General features: G+C 68.4%; 5 protein-coding genes. 2 read left to right on the forward strand and 3 right to left on the reverse strand.

Features of this window, described 5'->3' with window-relative positions; genetic code table 11:
* The 3 genes from RT567_RS13840 to gpmA form a co-directional block, all read right to left on the reverse strand.
* Positions 1–1,037 (reverse strand): pentapeptide repeat-containing protein (locus tag RT567_RS13840; RefSeq protein ID WP_313576862.1); only part of this gene is annotated, 1,037 nt, incomplete at its 3' end.
* An 84-nt stretch (positions 1,038–1,121) separates the two neighbouring features.
* On the reverse strand, positions 1,122–1,751 hold the full coding sequence (locus tag RT567_RS13845) for a bifunctional diaminohydroxyphosphoribosylaminopyrimidine deaminase/5-amino-6-(5-phosphoribosylamino)uracil reductase RibD (RefSeq protein WP_313576863.1): 630 nt from the start codon (positions 1,749–1,751) through the stop codon (positions 1,122–1,124).
* Entirely contained in the window at positions 1,748–2,461 is a 714-nt protein-coding gene (gene gpmA, locus RT567_RS13850; RefSeq protein WP_313576864.1) for a 2,3-diphosphoglycerate-dependent phosphoglycerate mutase, read from the reverse strand. Before gpmA ends, RT567_RS13845 begins: the two co-directional genes overlap by 4 nt.
* Positions 2,462–2,670: 209 nt before the next feature.
* Between gpmA and RT567_RS13855 the strand changes: the two genes are divergently transcribed.
* Both RT567_RS13855 and RT567_RS13860 read left to right on the forward strand, forming a co-directional pair.
* Entirely contained in the window at positions 2,671–4,170 is a 1,500-nt protein-coding gene (locus RT567_RS13855) for a phosphomannomutase/phosphoglucomutase (RefSeq protein WP_313576865.1), read from the forward strand.
* Between the two features lie 43 nt (positions 4,171–4,213).
* On the forward strand, positions 4,214–4,524 hold a 311-nt coding region (locus RT567_RS13860), incomplete at its 3' end, for an FAD/NAD(P)-binding protein (RefSeq protein ID WP_313576866.1).

Consider the following 4,524-nt stretch of genomic DNA (forward strand, 5'->3'; position numbering starts at 1 on the left):
TCGCGCAGGTCCGATCCGTTCAGCCGCGCCCGCGTCAGCCGCGCGCCGCGCAGATCGGCCCGGCGCAGATTGGCCGAGCGCAGGTCCGCGCCCTCTAGTTGCGCGCCCTGAAGCTGCACCCCCTCCATGTCCAGACCGTAGAAGACCGCCCCCTTGGCCGACAGGGCCGTCAGGTTCAGCCCGCGAATAGAATCCAGAGGCCGCAGATCGACCCCGTCGAACACCGAGGGCTGGCCCTCGGCCCCGCCCGTTTCGCACCATTGGGCGTGGTCGCGCAGCATCTCGGCGGCGGGCATCTGGCTGACCGGCTCGCCCGCCGGGCGGTTATCCACCAGGGCGCCGTCCATATTGGCCCCGTCCGTCCGCCACATGGCGGCCTTGACCCCCACCAGAACGGCGTCGCTGAGGTCCGCCCCTGACAGGTCGGCGCCCGACAGGTCCGCCCCGGCCAGGTCGGCGCCGCGGAAGCTGGCCTGTTTCAGATTGGCCCGGACCAGCTTGCAGTCCTTCATGATGGCGTCGGTGAAATCGGCGGCCACGGCGACGACGCCAGTCATACGCGAGCGCTGCAGATTGGCGCCCGCCAGCACGGCGCCCTGCGCCTGGGTGTCGGCGCGCTTCCGCGCCTCGACGACGCGGAAGCCCAGCTTGGCGTCCTTGGCGGCGATGGTCCCTTCGCGCAGGTCGGCCTCGAACAAATCAGCCCCCGACAGGTCCGCGCCGCGCAGGCAGGCCCCGCGCAGGTCGGCCCGACGCATGCTGGCGTCGATCAGGGTCACGTCCTGCATGTCCGCGCCGAAGAAGTTGGCGTTGTCCAGCTTGGCGCCCGTCAGGTCGCAGCCGATCAGACAGGCCGCCGTGAAGTCGGCGTCGGCCAGGTTGCGGCCGCGCAAGGATACCCCCGACAGATCCATCCAGGCGAAAACAGCCCGCGCCCCGCCCGGCCGCGCCTGCCACAGGCGGTCGTGCTTCAGGCAGACGGCGTCGACCTCTTCCTGGGTCAGCTTTCTGCGGACGGGTTCGACGGCCTCGCTCATGGGTCGATCATGGCTTACGGCGGATTAAGGAAGCTTTGCGGAAACAATCGTTTTCGCGCCGTTCCCGCCGGCCGGAACCTCGACCTACTCTGTCAGCAGACCCTGTTCGCGCAGCGCTTCAGCCAGTTCGCCTTCCTGGGTCCACAGACGGGTGTAGCCCGCCTCGCCCAGCCGGTTCAGTTCGGTCGTCAGATCGGCGCGCGGCGAGGCGGCGAACCGCCCGTCGAAGCCCGCCCCGTCGACGCTGACGCGCACCATCGGACGGCCCGTCTCCAGCCGGTGCAGGAAGCCTTCGCTCAACACCGAGGCCTCTTCGCACAACAGTCCCGTCTCGACCGTCAGGCCCGACTGGCGCAGCCGCTCCGTGCCCCGGCCCGAAGCGAAGGGCGACGGGTCCAGGGCGGCGATCACCACCCGCTCGACCCCGGCCTCGGCCAGGAAGTGGGCGCAGGACTTGCGGCCCGATGAGCGCGCGCCGCAGGGTTCCAGCGTCACATAGGCGGTCGCGCCCTTCACGGCCTCGCCCGCTTCGGGCACGGCCTGTTCTTCGGCGTGGGGGCGGCCGCCCGGCGCCGTCGCCGCCTCGACCAGCACGACGCCGTCCTTGACCAGGACGCAGCCGACGGCCGGATTGGGCCAGGTCTCGCCCATGCGGCTCAGGGCCAGATCGATGGCCTGCCGCATGAAGACGGCGTCTTGCGTCTCGCCGCTCACGCGATTTGCGGCAGGGCCTGCGCCCGCCCCTCGTCCAGATAGCGGGCGGCGACCGGCTTCAGGTCCGCGTCCAGATCGATCTCCAGCGGATTGCCGGTCGGAATCTCCACGTCGACGATCTTGTCGTCCGGCACGGCGAACAGCAGTTTGACGATGGCGCGCAGGGAGTTGCCGTGGGCGGCGATCAGCACGTCCTCGCCGGCCTTCAGGCGCGGAGCGATCTCGGCGTCCCAATAGGGTTGCACCCGGTCCAGCGTGGTCTTCAGGCTCTCGGTGTCCGGGATTTCCTTGCCGGCGTAGCGAGGATCCGCGTCGAAATCGAACTCGCCGCCCGGCGCCAGCGGCGGCGGCGGCACGTCATAGCTGCGGCGCCAGACCTTGACCTGGTCCTCGCCGTGCTTGGCGGCGGTCTCGGCCTTGTCCAGCCCGGTCAGGCCGCCGTAGTGGCGCTCGTTCAGGCGCCAGTCCTCGATCACCGGCACGTCCTTCAGCCCAGCCGAATCCAGCGCCAGAGCGCCGGTGCGCTTGGCCCGCTTCAACACCGAGGTGAACATGACCGCAGGCGTAAAGCCCGCCTCGGCGATCAGCTCGCCGCCGCGCCGGGCCTGAGCCTCGCCCTCCGCCGTCAGGTCGACGTCGACCCAGCCGGTGAAGCGGTTTTCGAGGTTCCATTGGCTCTGGCCGTGGCGCAGCAGGATCAGGCGGGTCATCAGGGTCTCCGGGAGCATCCGTATCTGGGTTTCTCGCTAGGCCCCCGACGCGGGGGCGGTCAAGGTTTCGCCGCACGTCAGAGATTACAGCCGCCCCGGCCGCAGCCATAACAAGGGTCGCGCGTTGTGGCCTCTCGAGCAGGGGGAGGCTATAGGCCGAGGTTGCACTGCGGCTCCCGCTCTCCCCAGCGGCCCATCTAGGAAGACTTATGCAAAAGCCCCGTCAGGACATCCGCCCCAACACTGCGGAGTATGAAACCCTGCCTCTGGTCAAGCCGACCGGCTTTCGCGAATACGACGCCCGCTGGATTCTGGAAAAAGAGATCAACCTGCTGGGCATCCAAGCCCTGGGCCTGGGTCTGGCCACCTATGTCCACGAGATCGGCCAGACGCCGAAGATCGCCGTGGGCCACGACTTCCGCGGCTATTCCCTGTCGGTGAAGCAGGCGCTGATCCTGGGCCTGCTGGAAGGCGGTATGGAGGTGCTGGACATCGGTCTGGCCCTGTCGCCGATGGCCTATTACGCCCAGTTCGCGCTCGACTGCCCCTGCGTCGCCATGGTCACCGCCAGCCATAACGAAAACGGCTGGACCGGCGTGAAGATGGGCGCCCAGGCCCCGCTGACCTTCGGCCCCGACGAAATGGGCCGCCTGAAGGAGATCGTCCTGAACGGCGCGGGCGTCGCTCGCCCCGGCGGCCGACTGGAGCGCGTCGAGGGCTTCCGCGAGACCTATATCAAGGATGTGGCGTCCAAGCTGAAACTGTCCCGCCCGCTGAAGGTGGTGGCCGCCTGCGGCAACGGCACGGCGGGCGCCTTCGCACCCGAGGCCCTGCGCCTGATGGGCTGTGAAGTGATCGAGATGGATACCGACCTCGACTACACCTTCCCCAAATACAATCCGAACCCCGAAGACCACGTCATGCTGGTGGCGATGGCGGAAAAGGTGAAGGAGACGGGCGCAGACCTGGCTCTGGGCTTCGACGGCGACGGCGACCGCTGCGGCGTGGTCGACGACACGGGCGAGGAGATCTTCGCTGACAAGATCGGCCTGATGCTGGCCCGCGACCTGTCGGCCATCCACCCGAACGCGACCTTCGTCGTCGATGTGAAGTCGACCGGCCTCTACAAGACCGACGAGGTGCTGAAGGCCAACGGCGCGACCACCGTCTATTGGAAGACCGGCCACTCCTACATCAAGCGCAAGACCGCTGAACTGGGCGCTCTGGCTGGGTTCGAGAAGTCGGGCCACTTCTTCCTGTCGGGCGATCTGGGCCACGGCTATGACGACGGCCTGGTGGCGGCGGGCGCCGTCCTGGCCATGCTGGACCGCAACCCCGGCAAGTCGCTGTCGGAACTGAAGTCCGCCCTGCCCGACGCCTGGACCAGCCTGACCATGTCGCCGCACTGCGACGACGAGCTGAAATACGATGTCCTGGCCAAGATCGTGAAGGAATACGAGGAACTGGCGGCCTCCGGCGGTGAAATCCTCGGCCGCAAGATCGTCGAGGCCATCACCGTCAACGGCGTGCGCGTCCATCTGGAGGACGGCTCCTGGGTGCTGGTCCGCGCCTCTTCCAACAAGCCGGAATTGGTCGTTGTGGTCGAAAGCATGAGGTCCGCCGACGACATGCGCGACCTGTTCCGCAAGGAAGTGAAGCCCCGCCTGGCCGCCCACCCGGAAATCGGCGCCTTCAACCAGGAAATCTGATTCCGGTTTGACCGGCGGCGGCGTCGTGGACGATGCTTGCTCCATGAACGACGCCGCCGCCTCCCTCCCCGTGGTCATCGTCGGCGGCGGCTTTTCCGGCGCCATGCTGGCTGCGCGCCTGGCCGAACTGGGTCAGGCCTCGATCCTGATCGAGCGCGCAGAACAGGTCGGCCTCGGCGTCGCCTATTCCACGCCCCTGGACGACCACCGGCTGAACGTCCGCGCCGAGCGGATGAGCGCCCGTCCCGACCGGCCGGCCGACTTCGTTGACTGGCTGGCGCTCCACGCCCCCGCCTTCGCCGATCCGAACGGCTTCGCGCCGCGCCGCCTCTACGGCCTCTATGTGCAGGCGCG

It is taken from the genome of Brevundimonas sp. (assembly GCF_032107865.1).
In the GTDB taxonomy this organism is placed as follows: Bacteria; Pseudomonadota; Alphaproteobacteria; order Caulobacterales; family Caulobacteraceae; genus Brevundimonas.